Origin of the sequence: Corallococcus sp. AB045 (assembly GCF_003668895.1) — a bacterium.
GTDB lineage: Bacteria > Myxococcota > Myxococcia > Myxococcales > Myxococcaceae > Corallococcus > Corallococcus coralloides.
In genome coordinates this window covers 1-14,532 of sequence record NZ_RAWN01000130.1, presented here as the reverse complement: position 1 = coordinate 14,532, position 14,532 = coordinate 1, and the positions used below count along the sequence as shown (strand labels likewise).

Annotated in this window: 11 protein-coding genes; 7 read left to right on the top strand and 4 right to left on the bottom strand. The window is 69.8% G+C overall.

The window, feature by feature from the left end:
- The first annotated feature begins 3 nt into the window (after positions 1 to 3).
- The 5 genes from D7Y21_RS27000 to D7Y21_RS26980 are packed head-to-tail and all read left to right on the top strand — an operon-like array spanning position 4 to position 4,057.
- Positions 4 to 1,185 (top strand): beta-ketoacyl-ACP synthase, encoded by a 1,182-nt coding sequence (locus D7Y21_RS27000; protein WP_120563615.1) that lies wholly within the window; start codon positions 4 to 6, stop codon positions 1,183 to 1,185.
- Positions 1,182 to 1,649 (top strand): hotdog family protein, encoded by a 468-nt coding sequence (locus tag D7Y21_RS26995; RefSeq protein WP_121716585.1) that lies wholly within the window; start codon positions 1,182 to 1,184, stop codon positions 1,647 to 1,649. The genes D7Y21_RS27000 and D7Y21_RS26995 overlap by 4 nt, the downstream gene beginning before the upstream one ends.
- A complete protein-coding gene (gene fabG, locus D7Y21_RS26990; RefSeq protein ID WP_121716583.1) occupies positions 1,642 to 2,373 on the top strand; it encodes a 3-oxoacyl-ACP reductase FabG in 732 nt (243 codons plus the stop codon). Before D7Y21_RS26995 ends, fabG begins: the two co-directional genes overlap by 8 nt.
- Positions 2,370 to 3,608 carry a beta-ketoacyl-ACP synthase gene (locus D7Y21_RS26985; RefSeq protein WP_121716581.1) on the top strand — a complete coding sequence of 413 codons (1,239 nt, stop codon included), beginning with the start codon at positions 2,370 to 2,372 and terminating at the stop codon, positions 3,606 to 3,608. The genes fabG and D7Y21_RS26985 overlap by 4 nt, the downstream gene beginning before the upstream one ends.
- A 17-nt stretch (positions 3,609 to 3,625) precedes the next feature.
- Positions 3,626 to 4,057 carry an excinuclease ATPase subunit gene (locus D7Y21_RS26980; protein WP_120563618.1) on the top strand — a complete coding sequence of 144 codons (432 nt, stop codon included), beginning with the start codon at positions 3,626 to 3,628 and terminating at the stop codon, positions 4,055 to 4,057.
- A gap of 28 nt (positions 4,058 to 4,085) precedes the next feature.
- Here D7Y21_RS26980 and D7Y21_RS26975 read toward each other — a convergent pair whose 3' ends face one another.
- The 3 genes from D7Y21_RS26975 to D7Y21_RS26965 all read right to left on the bottom strand — a co-directional run bounded on the left by D7Y21_RS26975 (position 4,086) and on the right by D7Y21_RS26965 (position 8,098).
- Positions 4,086 to 5,693, bottom strand: a complete 1,608-nt coding sequence (locus D7Y21_RS26975) for a hypothetical protein (RefSeq protein WP_121716579.1) — start codon at positions 5,691 to 5,693, stop codon at positions 4,086 to 4,088.
- 90 nt (positions 5,694 to 5,783) lie between these two features.
- Positions 5,784 to 7,304, bottom strand: a complete 1,521-nt coding sequence (locus tag D7Y21_RS26970; RefSeq protein ID WP_233591570.1) for a CocE/NonD family hydrolase — start codon at positions 7,302 to 7,304, stop codon at positions 5,784 to 5,786.
- A gap of 164 nt (positions 7,305 to 7,468) precedes the next feature.
- Positions 7,469 to 8,098: a GNAT family N-acetyltransferase gene (locus tag D7Y21_RS26965; RefSeq protein ID WP_120563621.1), complete on the bottom strand. Its 630-nt coding sequence runs from the start codon at positions 8,096 to 8,098 to the stop codon at positions 7,469 to 7,471.
- Between the two features lie 217 nt (positions 8,099 to 8,315).
- Here D7Y21_RS26965 and D7Y21_RS26960 point away from each other — a divergent pair, with 217 nt between their 5' ends.
- Together D7Y21_RS26960 and D7Y21_RS26955 are read left to right on the top strand one after the other, a co-directional pair.
- Positions 8,316 to 10,463: a M13 family metallopeptidase gene (locus tag D7Y21_RS26960; RefSeq protein ID WP_120563622.1), complete on the top strand. Its 2,148-nt coding sequence runs from the start codon at positions 8,316 to 8,318 to the stop codon at positions 10,461 to 10,463.
- Between the two features lie 150 nt (positions 10,464 to 10,613).
- Positions 10,614 to 11,846 carry a S8 family serine peptidase gene (locus D7Y21_RS26955; RefSeq protein WP_121716577.1) on the top strand — a complete coding sequence of 411 codons (1,233 nt, stop codon included), beginning with the start codon at positions 10,614 to 10,616 and terminating at the stop codon, positions 11,844 to 11,846.
- A gap of 68 nt (positions 11,847 to 11,914) precedes the next feature.
- Here the strand turns inward: D7Y21_RS26955 and D7Y21_RS26950 are convergent, their stop codons facing one another.
- Positions 11,915 to 14,413, bottom strand: a complete 2,499-nt coding sequence (locus D7Y21_RS26950; protein WP_233612293.1) for a kelch repeat-containing protein — start codon at positions 14,411 to 14,413, stop codon at positions 11,915 to 11,917.
- Positions 14,414 to 14,532: the final 119 nt, after the last annotated feature.

Genomic DNA, 14,532 nt, shown 5'->3' with positions numbered 1-14,532 from the left:
CCCATGCCTCCTCCTGTCTTCCTCAACCAGCTGGGCCTCGTCTGCGCATTGGGCTCCGGGAAGCAGGAGGTGGCCCGGGCGCTGTTCGCGGACACCGTCTCCGGCGTCGCTTCGCATGCCGGGTACGCGGACCGTCCGCTGCACCTGGGCGTCGTCACTTCCCCGCTCGCGGCGCAGGACGCACTGCCCCCTTCGCAGCACAGCCGCAACAACGCGCTCCTGCTCACCGCGCTGGAGCAGGTGCGCGCCGAGATTGACGCGGCCGTGGCCCGCTTCGGTCCCTCGCGCGTGGCGGTGGTGCTGGGCACCAGCACGTCCGGCGTCGGTGAGGGGGAGGCGGCCATCGCCGGCCACCTGGCCACGGGCGAGCTGCCGCCCCGCTTCCATTTGCAGCAGCAGGAGCTGGGCTCCCCGGCGCTGGCGCTCGCGCATGTGCTGGGTACCCGGGGCCCCGCCTACGTCATCTCCACGGCGTGCTCCTCCAGCGCCAAGGCCCTGGCCAGCGCGGCGCGGATGCTACGCACGGGCACCGTGGACGCGGTGCTGACGGGCGGCGTGGATTCGCTGTGCGGCTTCACCGTTGCGGGCTTCCGCTCGCTGGACTCCGTGAGCGAGGAGCGCTGCAACCCGATGAGCGCCCACCGCCATGGCATCAACATCGGCGAAGCGGCGGCGCTGTTCCTGATGACTCGCGAACCGGGGCCGGTGCGCCTGTCCGGCTGGGGCGAGTCCTCCGACGCGCACCACATCTCCGCGCCGGAGCCCGGCGGCAAGGGCGCCATGGCCGCCATCCAGGAGGCCCTGAAGCGCGCGGGGCTTGCGCCGGAGCAGGTGGACTACGTGAACCTGCACGGCACCGCCACGGCGCAGAACGACGCCATGGAGACCCGCGCGGTGCACGCGCTGCTGGGGCCGGACGTGAAGGCCAGCTCCACCAAGCCGCTCACCGGCCACACGCTGGGGGCCGCGGGCGCGCTGGAGGCGGCCTTCGCGTTCCTCACGCTGGTGGACAATCCGCACGGCAAGCTGCCCGGGCACTTCTGGGACGGGGCCGTGGACTCAACGCTGCCGGCGCTGTCGCTGGTGAAGCCGGGAGAGGCGCTGGGGCGCCCGGTGAAGAGCGTGCTGAGCAATTCGTTCGCCTTCGGGGGCAGCAACGCCGCCCTCGTGCTGGAGCGCGCATGATGCGCATCGTGATTGATCAGCCCGTCGAGGAGCTGGTGCCCCATCAGGGGCGCATGCGACTGCTCGACCGCATCCTGGAGGGCGACGCGGACTCGCTGCTCGCGGAGGTCACCGTGCGCGAGGACAGCCTCTTCTACGCGGACGGCGTCGTGGGCGGCTGGGTGGGCATCGAGTACATGGCGCAGGCAGTGGCCGCGTGGGCCGGGTGGCATGCGCGCAAGCGCGGCGGTACGCCCCGGGTGGGCTTCCTGCTGGGCACGCGCCGCTACGAGTGCAGCCGCCCCACCTTCAAGCTGGGCGAAACCCTGCGCATCGAGGTCCACCGCCAGTTCTCCGCGGACAACGGGCTGGGCCAGTTCGACTGCACCTTGCGCATCGGGACGGAGCAGGTGGCCACGGCGGCGCTGACGGTCTACGAGCCGCAACCGGGGCAGGACCTGGGAAGGGGCAACACAGATGGGTGACAAGACGGTGCTGGTGACGGGCTCCAGCCGGGGCATCGGCCGCGCCATCGCGCTGCGCCTGGCCCGCGACGGCTACGACGTCGTGGTGCACTGCCGCAGCAAGCGCGAGGAGGCGGACGCGGTGGCCGCCCAGGTCCGTGAGGCGGGCCGCGAGTCGCGCGTGCTCCAGTTCGACGTGGCGGACCGCGCTGCCACGCAGGCCGCGCTGCTCCAGGACGTGGAGACCCACGGCTGCTACTACGGAGTGGTGTGCAACGCGGGCATCGCGCGCGACAACGCCTTCCCCGCGATGACGGCGGAAGAGTGGGACGGCGTCATCCACACCAACCTGGACGCCTTCTACAACGTGCTCAACCCGCTCACGATGCCCCTGGTGCGCCGCAGGAAGCCGGGCCGCATCGTCACGCTGTCGTCCGTGTCCGGCATCATGGGCAACCGGGGCCAGGTGAACTACAGCGCCGCCAAGGCGGGCATCATCGGCGCGACGAAGGCGCTGGCGGTGGAGCTGGCCAAGCGCGACATCACCGTCAACTGCGTGGCGCCGGGCCTCATCGACACGGAGATGGTGCCTCCGGAGGTCCTGGAGGAGGCGCTCAAAATCATTCCCGCCCGCCGGATGGGCAGGCCCGAGGAGGTCGCCGCCGCGGTGGCCTTTCTCATGTCCGAGGACGCGGGCTACATCACGCGGCAGGTGATTTCGGTGAACGGGGGGATGATCGGATGAAGCGCGTAGTGGTCACCGGAGTCGGTGCGCTGAGCCCCCTGGGCCATGACTGGAAGACGGTCGAGGCGGCGCTGCGTGCGCGCCAGAACGCCGTCCAGGTGATGGAGCCCTGGAAGCAGTACGAAGGTCTGAACACGCGGCTGGGCGCGCCCGCCCTGCCCTTCGAGCTGCCGCCGTCCGCGTACTCGCGCAAGACGACGCGCACCATGGGCCGCGTGGCGCTGATGGCGACGCGGGCCAGCGAGCTGGCGCTCCAGGACGCGGGCCTGTTGGGCAGCCCGCTGGTGAAGAGCGGGAAGATGGGCATCGCCTATGGCTCCTCCGCGGGGACGCCGGAGAACATGGGCGACTTCGGGAAGATGATCACCCACAAGACGACGGAGGGCATCACCGCGACGACGTACCTGCGGATGATGTCCCATACGGCGGCGGTGAACATCGGCGTCTTCTTCGGCGTCACCGGGCGCATCATCACCACGTCCAGCGCGTGCACGTCCGGCAGCCAGGGCATCGGCTACGCGTATGAGGCCATCAAGCTGGGCCGCCAGGTGGCGATGCTCGCGGGCGGCGCGGAGGAACTGGACGCCACGGGCGCGGCGGTGTTCGACACCCTCTTCGCCACCAGCACCAAGCACAACGAAGCGCCGCACCAGTCCCCCCGCCCCTTCCACGCCGAGCGCGACGGACTGGTGCTGGGCGAGGGCGCGTGCACGCTGGTGCTGGAGGAGCTGGAGCACGCGAAGGCGCGCGGCGCCACCATCCACGCGGAGCTCCTGGGGTACGGCACCAACAGCGACGGCCGCCACGTGACGCAGCCCAACGCGGACACCATGGCGGAGGCCATGCGGCTGGCGCTGGAGGACGCGGGCGTGCCGGCGTCCGCCATCCCCTACGTCAACGCGCACGGCACGGCGACGGACACGGGCGACGTGGCGGAGAGCGCGGCGACGAAGACCGTCTTCGGGGAGAAGGTCGCCATCTCCAGCCTCAAGAGCTACATGGGCCACACGCTGGGGGCCTGCGGCGCGCTGGAGGCGTGGATGACCATCCAGATGATGCGCTCGGACTGGTTCGCGCCCACGCTGCACCTGACGGCGGACTCCGTGGACCCGAAGTGCGCGCCCCTGGACTATGTCATGGGTGAGGGACGTGCTTTGCAGACGGACCTGGTGATGAGCAACAACTTCGCCTTCGGCGGCATCAACACGTCGTTGATCTTCCGCCGCTGGCCTTGATGCCTGGAGACCTCGCCATGAAGAAAGCCCTCCTGTTGCTGGCCCTGACCGCCGCGAGCCCCGCCCTGGCGCGCGACACCGTGACGAAGGTGAAGCTGGCGGACGTGATGGCCCTGCCCGAGGCAAAGCAGAAGCTGGACGGCTCGGTGAAGTTCTACATGGCTGGCACGAAGACCCCCAACGTGCTCAAGACGCTGGGCAGCGACACCTCGAACAAGAAGACCAACGGCGTGGGCAAGTCGGACGACTACGCCTGCAAGTGGGCCGCCCTCTCCGCGATCATCGCCCTGCAGGACGGCGCGAAGAAGAACGGCGCCAACGCGGTGGTCAACATCGTCAGCTACTACAAGAAGGTGGAGTTCAAGAGCGCCACCGAGATCGAGTGCCACGCCGGCAGCTTCGTCACCGGCGTCGCGCTCAAGGGCGACTACGCCACCATCGCCAAGTAGTCCCGGTGGCGGTTCCGCGCGGCGGGCCCTACCGCCGCGCGGGCACCTCGATGCGGCAGACACTCTCGGGAGCCAGGTTCCGCGAGCGCATCCAGGCCTCCAGGTCGCGGTCGATTCGCGCCGAGGCCTCCGCGTTGAAGCGGCGGTTGTCCTGGAGCTTCCAACCCTGCGGGGAGTTGCCCGAGTAGCCGTTCACCGTGGGCACCCCGTGCTCGCCGGACGCCCACACGGCATCCAGTTGATATTTCCAATCCTGGGCCTCACCGGACGTCGGCGCGTAGAAGAAGGTCGCGCAGCCCGGTGCGATGCGCGCGGCCACCGCCTCCACGTCCGCGCGGGCTTCGTGCCGGTCATAGACGGGACCGTTGAGCCCCTGCTCCAGGAGGCACAGCGCGCCCAGCCCCACCGCCAGCGCCGCGCGTCCGGACTCCCACTGCCGCTGGAGGTACAGGGCCAGCCCCACGGCCGCGGGCACCAGCAGCCACATGCCGATGCGGGCCAGGGCCCGGATGGCCGCCGCGCCGGGCACGCCGTGGAAGACGAGCCACCAGGGCGTGTAGCCACCGGTGTAGCGCGACGAGAGCACCACGGTGGCCACCGCCACGACGAGCAGCAACCGCACCGCGGGCCGTGAGCGCGCCTGCCACAGGCCGATGCCCGCGAGCACCGGGGTGACGAAGCCGAAGCCCAGGCGGTGCTCCCACGCCACGGGCATGCGCTGGAACTTGGAGAAGCCGTTCGTCCACCCGTACAGCCAGCTGTCCTGGCCCACGAAGAACCAGCTCCAGAAGCGCGGCACCATGGGTGAGACCTCCGCGAAGGTTCGCAGCCCCACCGTTCCAATGGCCTGACGCGAGTGCAGGACGAGCGGCGCGAGCAGCGCCAGCCCCAACACTCCGAAGCCCGCGAGCGCCGGGAGGTGGCGGCGCAGCGCCGTCAGCAGCGGACCGCGCGTGTCCCGGAAGGCGAGCCCGGCGAGGAACGCCAGCAGCAGGAAGAAGAAGAGGAACCAGCCCCAGTAGAAGCCCGCGTAGAGCTGGGCCACGAACGCGCCCAGCAGCAGCGCGGCCCAGGCAATCCCCCGCCGCCGGTCCGTCTCCGGCCGCGTCAGCGCGATGACCGCGCCCACGGCGAGGAGCGCGAAGAACTGTCCTTCCAGCTGCGGGTGGTTGAGCTGGTTGATGCGCGGCGCGCCGGCCGTGAAGAGCACCGCGCCCACCACCGAGGGAAAGACGCGCAGGCCAAACCCGCGCCGCAGCAGCCACACCGCCGCGGCGTAGTTGAGCGCCGCCATGGTGAGCGACCACGCCTGCCAGGACAGGTCCGCGCCAAGGCCCAGCGCGCGCCACACCCAGTAGAACGGGGCCACGCCCAGGAGCACGTCGGAGTACGCGGCGACGTTGAGCTCCGGGAAGAACATCGGCGGATCCCAGAAGCGCGCGTGCGCCGGGTCGCCGGTCACGAAGCGCCAGCCGTGCTCCAGGACGTAGTGGTTGAAGCGCACGTCGCCCTCGTCCCCCTGCACCAGGCGCAGCCCGGACAGGATGGCGGGATGGTGCGACAGCAACAGGGCCAGCACGCCGCCAGCGAGGACGAGCAGGGCGACGCGAGTGCGTTCCGAGACGGCGGTTCCCATGGGCGCCGGGAGCGTTAACACACCGGACACGCCCGCTGGAATGACGGAGGGCGCCCTGCAAGCGCCCTTCCGTCCCCGTCACGCGTCAGGTCAGCGCGTCGGCAGGTCCAACCAGGACGGCCCACCGAGCGACAGCGTCGCGCCGGTGGTGTTGGCGTCCAGGTAGAGCGGATCCTCCGTATCCACGACGAGCGCCAGCCGGTGCAGCACGGGGACGTCGTAGGCCGTGGCGGGGAACGCCAGGTCCAGGTCGAGCGGCACGCCCGGCGTCGCGTTCTTCCACGTGAGGGGCACGTGGGTGATGAGCCCGCCGTAGTCGCCCAGGAGGTCGTACAGGTAGGCGACGACCGTGCCCGACGCGGTGGAGGGCGTGACACGCAGGCGCAGCGTGGCCGAGCCCCGGATGGCGATGCCGCTCGTGGAGAGGGACGACGTCCAGACGCCCGCGTTGAGGCGGTTGACGCCCGGCAGCCAGACCACGGGCGGAATGCCGGTCAGCGCCTGGAGCCCGTTGGTCAGGAGCGCCACGCCCGCGTCGGCGTTCGTGTCGAAGCCGGACCAGACGGTCCGCGAGCCGCTCGACGAAGGCGTGCCGCCCAGGGTGCCGGTGCCATCCAGGATGCGGATGGCGCCCAGCCCGAAGCGCTGCGTGCCGGTGGACACCTGGGCCCAGGACGCATAGCCCTCCGTGTCGCCGTCATAGGTGCGCAGCACGACGGGCGCCTCACGGGAGATGCCGGTGTCCACGCCCGCGACGTACTGGTCCATCCAGCGCGTCACGCTGGTCCAGACGCCGTTGGGCAGGCCCAACAGGCCCGTGGCCTCCACGACGGCGTGGTCGCCCGGCGCGAACTCCAGCCGCTTGGGGCCCGCGAGCTGGCCGTAGAACGACACGAGCTGGTTGGGCGGGAAGAGGCTGTCGCCGTACGCATTGGCCATCAGGATGGCGGGCTTGTTGGCGTTGATGCGCTGGATGTACGTGGCCGCCGAGCGCACGCGGCCCCAGGCCTTGATGGACTCGATGTTCCGGTTGGCGAAGTAGTCGTTGATGGTGGTGCTCAGCTCGGGGCCAGGCCGGCCCAGCAGGGTCGCGGCGAGGTTCAAGAGCGCCACCGCCTGCGGACGCCGCGTCTCCCCGCCGAACAGCGACGCCACCAGGTCCGACCAGCCGGAGAGCGCCGCCACCGCCTTCACGCGCGAGTCGAAGCCGGAGGCGATGAGTGAGATGCCCGCGCCATATGAAACACCCGCGAGCCCGATACGAGAGGGATTCGCGGTCGTGTTGGCGAGCATCCAATCAATGACGCGCGACGTGTCCGCGATGTCCGCCGGTCCGGCGGTATCAATGCCACCGCCAGAGGCCCAGAAGCCGCGCGGCGTATAGGACAGCGCCACATAGCCCTTCTGCGCCAGCGCGTTGGCCTGGGCCAGGTACTCCAGGTCGTTGAGTCCCCAGCTCGAGATGAAGACCACCGCCGGATGCGGGCCCGGCGTCGTGGGCGCGATGTAGTTGGCTTTCAGGACGGTGCCGTCGCTGCCGGGGATGTCGACGAACCGGAAACCGGTGGTCGGCAGGGCCAGGCTCGTGAGCGGCAGCAACAGGAACAACATGACCACTGGCAAACGCTTGCACCACGCAGGGAGTTTCAACGTCATCGAGACACCTCGGGGGCGGCGGGTAGTTGACGCGCCGCCAATATGAGATCCGTTGACTCCCGAGTCAATACACAGACGAGAACAAGCAGGATTCCAAACCAAGCGCGATGTTTGTTATCTCAAAGCAGCTTCTGTCCCAGCACGTCGAAGGCCTCGACGACGGTCGCGGCGGCGGGGCTGGCGGGGTACTCCTCGGCGAGCAGGGTCCAGATCATCGTGTCCCGGAGCGTGCCGTCGGGCGCGACGAGCCGCTGCCTCAACGTGCCTTCATGGACGAATCCCAGCCTCCGGGCGACCGCCGCGCTGCGGACGTTGCGGGGGTCGCAATGGATCTCCACCCGGCGCACGCCCTCCACTTCGAAGGCAACGCGGGTGAGCGCCCCGGAGATCTCCGTCGCGAGCCCCCGGCCCGTGTGACGGGCCGACATCCAGTAGCCGATCTCCAGGGCCCCCTCACCCACCCGGGGATGCAGGCCCGTGCCTCCGAGGACCTCGGAGCCGTCGCGGCTGAACACGCCGTAGGCGAAGTCCTGTCCCAGGTCGAACAGCCCGCGCATCCGGCGAAGCTGCCCGGCCTGCTGCGCGACGTTCATTGGATAGCGCTTCGCCCACTCCATCCATGGACGCAGGTGTTCGAGGTTGGCTTCGATGGCGCGCAGTGCCAGCGGCGCATCGGCCGGTGACCAGCAACGGAGCACGGTGTGCGCGGTCTGGACTGTGTACGCAGGACGAAACGCGGTGGGAGTCATGGGCCCTCCGGATGGCTCAATCCCTGACCGTAATCAGAATTCGAGGCCGGCGGGACACCGCACCGCGCCATCATCCCCGGGTTCCAACCTGGGAGCGCGAATGCGCCCGGACGTCCAGAACGCAATGGCTGGGATGAAACCGCCGTTTGCGCTGTTGGGGACGCGCCCGCGTGCGCCAGAGTGCGCCACCCCGTACGGGCCACATCCAGGAGCCTCCATGTCGTTCCGTTCCAGACCGCCGTTTGGCGCCGCGCGCATGACGCTCGGCGTCTGCGCTTCCGCGCTCATCACCGCGTGCGCCTCCACCACGCCCGCGGAGAAGTCCCCGCCGGCCCAGGCCGCCGCCACCCCGGCTCCGGCCGCCCCCGCCGCTCCCAAGCCGCACTTCGGGAGCTTCGGCGTCGACACGCCGGGCATGGACACCTCCGTCGCCCCCGGCGATGACTTCTACCGATACGTCAGCGGCAAGTGGGCGGACGGCGCGGTGATTCCGCCGGACCGCTCCTCCTTCGGCATGTTCACGCGCCTGGCCGAGGACGCCACGAAGCAGACGCGCGACATCCTGGAGGCCGCCGCGAAGTCGGACGCCCCCGCTGGCAGCGAGGAGCGCAAGCTGGGTGACTTCTACGCCAGCTTCATGGACGAGGCCGCCATCGAGGCCAAGGGCGCCACGCCGCTCAAGCCAGAGCTGGACCGCATCGCCGCCGTGGCCAACCGCAAGGCCCTGGCCTCGCTGCTGGGCACCACGCTGCGCAGCGACGTGGATCCGCTCAACACCGGGCAGGCCACCACGGACCGCCTCCTGGGCCTCTGGGTGGCGGAGGACCTGAACGACCCCAGCCGCTACGCCGCGTACCTCCTCCAGGGCGGCCTGGGTCTGCCGGACCGCGACTTCTATCTGAAGGACACGCCGCGATTCAAAGAGGTGCGGGAGAAGTATCAGCAGAACATCGCGACCCAGCTGAAGAACGCCGGCATCCCCGACGCGGAAGCGAAGGCCCGCGCCATCTTCGGCCTGGAGACGAAGATCGCCCAGGCCCACTGGTCCGCGCAGGACACGCAGGACGTGGAGAAGGTGAACAACCCCTGGAAGCAGACGGACTTCGCGAAGAAGGCGCCCGGCATGGACTGGGCCGCGTACTTCGCGAGCGCCGGGCTCGCGTCCCAAAAGGACTTCATCGTCTGGCAGCCGTCCGCCATCACCGGCATCGCGAAGCTGGTGGGCAGCGAGCCCCTCCAGACGTGGAAGGACTACCTGGCCTTCCACGCCATCATGCAGGGCACCCCGTACCTGTCGAAGGCCTTCGTGGACGCGGGCTTCGACTTCAGCGGGAAGACGCTCTCCGGCGCGCAGCAGCTGAGCGACCGCTGGAAGCGCGGCGTGAACTTCTCCAACTTCGCCATGGGCGAAGCGGTGGGCAAGCGCTACGTGGAGAAGCACTTCCCGCCCGCCGCCAAGGCCGAGGCGGACCTGATGGTGCGCAACATCCTGGCCGCGCTGGGCCGCCACATCGACGCGCTCGCGTGGATGTCTCCGGAGACCAAGGCCCGCGCCAAGGAGAAGCTGGGCACGGTGCAGGTGGGCATTGGCCACCCGGACACCTGGCGTGACTACTCCGGCCTGGAAATCATCAAGGGAGACGCCTTCGGCAACGCGGAGCGCGCGGAGCTCTTCGAGCACCAGCGCAACCTGGCCAAGCTGGGCAAGCCCGTGAACCGCATGGAGTGGTTCATGACGCCCCAGGAGGTCAACGCGCTCAACTCGCCGCAGCAGAACTCCATCATCTTCCCGGCCGCCATCCTCCAGCCCCCGTTCTTCGACCCGAACGCGGACCCGGCCGTGAACTACGGCGGCATCGGCTCCGTCATCGGCCACGAAATCGTCCACAGCTTCGACGACGTGGGCGCGCAGTTCGACGCGAAGGGCAAGCTGTCCAACTGGTGGACGCCCAAGGACCTGGAGCAGTTCAAGGCCGCGGGCAAGGCGCTGGCCGCGCAGTACAACGCGTACAAGCCCCTGCCGGACATGAACGTGAACGGCGAGCTGACGCTGGGCGAGAACATCGCCGACGTGGCGGGCGTCTCCATTGCCCATGACGCCTACGTGATGTCCCTGGAGGGCAAGCCCGCGCCCACGCTGGACGGCTTCACGGGCGAACAGCGCTTCTTCCTGGGCTTCGCGCAGGTGTGGCGCAACAAGTTCCGTGAACCGCTGTTGCGCCGGCTGCTCGTGACGGACGGGCACTCGCCCGGCATGTTCCGCGCCGCCACCGTGCGCAACCTGGACGCGTGGTACCCGGCGTTCGACGTGAAGCCGGGCCAGGGCCTCTACCTGGCGCCGGAGCAGCGCGTGAAGGTCTGGTAGTCCGCTTCCCACCTGCACCGGGCGCACGAAGGCCGTGCGTCCGGTGCACCGGGGGTCCTCCTGAAAAACCATTGGGGACGAAACTTAAAAAGGCGCGATGCGACAATGTAGGAGTCAGTAGGCCGCTCCTCATCCCCCCGGAGGAACACCATGGAAATCAACCGCAAGTCGCCCGCCTCCATCGCCCCCACCGCCAACACGGCCACCTCTCGCGCCCAGGCGCCCAAGGCGAAGCCCCTGACGGTGCGTGACGGCTTCGACTCCCAGGGTGCGCGTCCCTCCAACTTCGTGGACCGCCCGACGGGCCGTCCCTCGACTCCGGGCGCCAGCGTGCCGGCGTCGGCCTTTGCCTTCGGCGGCGCCAACGTCGCGGTGAAGCCGGGCGCGAACAAGGTCGCCGACACGAAGGCGGTGGACCCGTCGCAGCCCAAGCCCAAGCTGACGGGCGAGCCGGTCATCGCGGTCATCGACGGCGGCGTGGACTACAAGCACACGGACCTGGACGACGCGATGTGGACGAACCCCGGTGAGGTCGAGGGGGACGGCATCGACAACGACGGCAACGGCATCGCGGATGACATCCACGGCTTCAACGTGGGCACCGGCAAGGGCGACCCGTTCAAGGGCGAGGGCACGGACCACGGCACGCACGTGGCGGGCATCATCGCCGCCGAGGACAACGGCGAGGGCAACACCGGCATCGCCGCGGGCAAGGCGAAGATTCTGAGCGTGGGCGGCCTGTACGACGGCGCGGACCTGCTCACCAACTTCGAGCGCTCGGTGGACTACCTGGTGAAGATGAAGACCGAGCACGGCGTGAACATCCGCGCCGCGAACGCGAGCTTCGGTGACTCCTACCGCGACGCCGCGTCCCAGAAGCGCTGGGAGGCCGCCATCCAGAAGCTGGCGGACGCGGACATCCTGCTGCTCGCGGCCACGGCCAACGGCAACGGCAGCAACATGAACAACGTGCCGGACATGCCCGCCAACGTGGACCTGCCCAACGTCCTCACCGTGGCGTCCATGGACCGCAACAACGACAAGCTGGCCCGCTTCTCGTCGCACGGCGACAAGGTGGTGGACCTGGCCGCCGTGGGCGAGGACGTGCTCAGCACCGTGCCCGGCAATGACTGGGAGGAGATGAGCGGCACCTCCATGGCGACGCCGACGGTGGCCGCCACCGCCGCGCGCATGTTCGCGGAGAACCCGGACCTGACGGCCGTGCAGGTGCGCGACCTCATCCTCAAGACGGTGGAGCAGGACGCGGACCTCAAGGGCAAGGTCATCACCGGCGGCAAGCTGGACATCCAGGCCGCCATCGACGCCGCCAAGGCCACCGTCGAGCCGAAGCCGGAGACGCAGCAGCCCGTCGCCTCGCGCTGAAAGAACCGCCTGTTACCTTCCGGGCCGGGTGCGCTGCGTGCGCGCCCGGCCCGTTGTGTTTCATCGGGTCAGGGAGTGAAGAGCTCCGTGGCGGACACAGGGCCTGCATCACCTTCGCCCCCCGTGACCATCACGTGGCCCGACAGCAGCAGCGTCGCCACGTGGTTGCTCCGGCCCACGCTGAGCCTCCCGGACGCGCGCCAGAGGCGCGTCCGCGGGTCGTAGACCTCCGTGCTGAACAGAAGGCCCGGGGCTGGATTGTCACCGCCCGTCACCAGCACCCGGCCCGAGGGCAGCAGCGTGGCCGTATGGGCACTGCGCGCCACGGACATCCGGCCGGCAGGGGTCCAGGTGCCCGAGCCCGGGTCATACAGCTCCGCTGTGGCGAGGATACCGGCATCGCCCTGCCCTCCCGTCACCAGCACCTGGCCGGACGGAAGCAGCGTCGCCGTATGGCGGTACCGGGTGACCGCCATGCCTCCCGTGTTGCTCCAGGTACCATCCGCCGGGTCATACAGCTCCGCCGTGGCGATCAGGTTGTCGAGCACGCGCCCGCCCGTCACCAGCACCTTGCCCGAAGGCAGCAGCGTCGCCGTATGTCCCGAGCGGGCCGTGGACAGATTGCCGGTGAAGTCCCAGATCCCTGACGCCGGGTCGTAGTGCTGCGCAGTGGGGCTGCCGCCGCCCGACAGCAGCACCCGGCCCGACGGCAGGAGCGTCACCGCGTGCTCCGAGCGGGGCGCGAACAGGTTGCCGGCGGAGGCCCAGGAGCGGGTCGCCGGGTCGTATAGCTCCGTCCCGGACGTCGGCCCCTTGTCGTTGGTTCCCCCCGCGACCAGCACCCGGCCCGACGGCAGCAGCGTGGCCCCGAACGACTGGCGAGCGGTGAGCATCTCCCCCGCGGAACTCCAGCTCTCGTTCTTCGGATTGAACAGCTCCGCCGACATCAGGGCGCCCGTGGCCGAGGCCCCCCCCGTCACGAGCACGTCCCCCGAAGGCAGCAACACCGCCACATTGGAGGCGCGGCCCGTGGACAGCGCGGCCGTGTCGCGCCAGGTGTCCATTCCCGGCGAATACACCTCCGCGGTGGCGAGCGAGGACGTCGTGCCATCCGTGCCACCCACCGCCAGAACCTTGCCCGACGTGAGCAGGACGGCCTCGTGCGAGCCGCGCGGAGCATTGAGCGCCACGGTCGAGGTCCACGCCTCCGTCTCCGGATCGTAGAGCCACGCAGAGGTGGACTCCCTACCGTCCGTCAGATGGCCTCCCGCGAGTAGGACCCTGCCCGACGGCAGCAACGTCGCCGTGTGCTGGCTGATGCCCATGGGCAGGCTGCCCGTGGCCTTCCATGCGCCCGTGGCCGGGTCGTAGAGCTCCGCGGTGGCGAGGGTTCCCGTGCCCATCAGGCTGTGGCCTCCCACCACCAGCACCTTGCCTGACTGCAACAGCGTGGTCGTGTGGCGGAAGCGATCCGAGGACAGACTTCCGGTGGCGGTCCAGGCGCCCGTGGCGGGGTCATAGAGCTCCGACACCGCGCGGGAGCCGCTCATGGTGAAGCCCCCCGTCACCAGCACCTTGCCCGACGCCAGCACCGTGAGCGCGTGTAGGGAGCGACCACCCACCATGCCGCCGGTGGAGCTCCAGGTCTCCGTGGCGGGGTCATACACCTCCGCCGAGGCGAGGCCCGCCCCCGAGGTATAGCCCCCCGACACCAGCACCTTGCCCGACGGCAGCAGCGCCGCCGCGTGATTGAAGCGGGCGATGGACATGGAGCCGGTGGCGCTCCAAGTGCCCGTCTTGGGGTCATACAGCTCCGCCGAGGCGGTAGTGGAGCCGCCCCCGTCGCCTCCCGTCACCAGCACCTTGCCTGAGGGCAGAAGTGTCGCTGTGTGCGCCTGGCGAGCCCGGGTCAGGGTCAATGAGGTGAACCACGTCAGTGTCACGGGATCGAACAACTCCGTGACGGCGCTACTCGCATGTCCCGTGACCAGCACCTGGCCCGACAACAGCAGCGTGGCGGTGTGTGACACGCGGCCCCTCAGCAGGATTCCCGTCGGTTGCCACGTGGGGCAGTCCGGGATGCCGACGGCGACGAAGGACGCCTCGTCCGACAGGTCCAGCGCGTTGGTGACGCTCACCGTGAACGACGCGACAATGCCGGGCTCCAGGCACTGCGGCGCCGTCCACACAATCTGGCTCGTGGTGGCCGTCTCCTGCGCGGCCCCCTGCGTCCCGACGCTCGCGGTCCAGGTGAAGCGCAGCGCGCTGCCCTGGGGGTCCTGCGCGGACACGCGGAAGGTGAGCCGTCCGCCGCCCTCCACGTAGTTCGACGCCGCGGGAGCCTCCAGGAACAGAGGGGGCCGCGACGTGCCCGCGTCACCGGTTCCAGCATCATCGGTGCCCGCGTCATGACCATCACCCGCGTCGCCCGTTTCTCCCGCGTCGGCGCCGCAGCGCTCCGGGTTGCGCAGGCAGAACTCCCGCCTCTCCTGATCGAAGTCGGTGCAGCCAGAGAGTGCGGCCAGCAGCCCGCCCATCAAGAGGATGCGAAGTGCGCGCGCGTTCACGGCCACCTCCCGGACACGAAGGCGGACGTCCCGTCCGTCCCCAGTTGAAGGCCCACCTTCTCCGCGGGCCCGCCCAGCAGGTACATGCCCGCGGAGAAGGTGGGCCTTCAACTGGGGAC

What these genes read in the sequence shown, in the direction of transcription:
- D7Y21_RS27000 (WP_120563615.1), top strand. Translation starts at nt 4, where the DNA reads ATGCCTCCTCCTGTCTTCCTCAACCAGCTGGGCCTCGTCTGCGCATTG.
- D7Y21_RS26995 (WP_121716585.1), top strand. Translation starts at nt 1,182, where the DNA reads ATGATGCGCATCGTGATTGATCAGCCCGTCGAGGAGCTGGTGCCCCAT.
- fabG (WP_121716583.1), top strand. Translation starts at nt 1,642, where the DNA reads ATGGGTGACAAGACGGTGCTGGTGACGGGCTCCAGCCGGGGCATCGGC.
- D7Y21_RS26985 (WP_121716581.1), top strand. Translation starts at nt 2,370, where the DNA reads ATGAAGCGCGTAGTGGTCACCGGAGTCGGTGCGCTGAGCCCCCTGGGC.
- D7Y21_RS26980 (WP_120563618.1), top strand. Translation starts at nt 3,626, where the DNA reads ATGAAGAAAGCCCTCCTGTTGCTGGCCCTGACCGCCGCGAGCCCCGCC.
- D7Y21_RS26975 (WP_121716579.1), bottom strand. Translation starts at nt 5,693, where the DNA reads ATGGGAACCGCCGTCTCGGAACGCACTCGCGTCGCCCTGCTCGTCCTC.
- D7Y21_RS26970 (WP_233591570.1), bottom strand. Translation starts at nt 7,304, where the DNA reads ATGTTGTTCCTGTTGCTGCCGCTCACGAGCCTGGCCCTGCCGACCACC.
- D7Y21_RS26965 (WP_120563621.1), bottom strand. Translation starts at nt 8,098, where the DNA reads ATGACTCCCACCGCGTTTCGTCCTGCGTACACAGTCCAGACCGCGCAC.
- D7Y21_RS26960 (WP_120563622.1), top strand. Translation starts at nt 8,316, where the DNA reads ATGTCGTTCCGTTCCAGACCGCCGTTTGGCGCCGCGCGCATGACGCTC.
- D7Y21_RS26955 (WP_121716577.1), top strand. Translation starts at nt 10,614, where the DNA reads ATGGAAATCAACCGCAAGTCGCCCGCCTCCATCGCCCCCACCGCCAAC.